This window comes from Aeromonas genomosp. paramedia, assembly GCF_023093515.1.
Taxonomy (GTDB): Bacteria; Pseudomonadota; Gammaproteobacteria; order Enterobacterales; family Aeromonadaceae; genus Aeromonas.
This window is the reverse complement of record NZ_JAAROG010000060.1, coordinates 1-278: the sequence shown is the minus strand read 5'-3', so window position 1 is coordinate 278 and position 278 is coordinate 1. Positions and strand designations below refer to the sequence as shown.

General features: G+C 49.6%; 1 protein-coding gene. It reads left to right on the top strand.

Annotation, left to right across the window (positions count from 1 at the left end; genetic code table 11):
- Positions 1 to 32 precede the first annotated feature (32 nt).
- A partial coding sequence (locus HB860_RS22050) for a hypothetical protein (RefSeq protein WP_247627962.1) occupies positions 33 to 278 on the top strand: 246 nt, incomplete at its 3' end.

The window sequence follows — 278 nt, the reverse complement described above, 5'->3', positions numbered from 1 at the left end:
ACTTCTGTCAAATGACACAGTGAAATGGGGGAGTGAGAAAGCTCCTTCTTTTCATCATGCAAACCAAAACCTACAACTGGCTTCTGAAGTCAGTGATTCCCTATATCCGCTTTACCACCTACTACACCAGCCTCAGGGGAGCCAAATACCACGAGGGGTATGACTTACTAAGACCCGGTGATGTGATCGTCACCCGTGACCGTTTAAAGCTAACCACGATGCTGATTCCGGGGTACTGGGCTCACGCCGCCCTTTGTATTGGAAAGCATCCCCTGGAT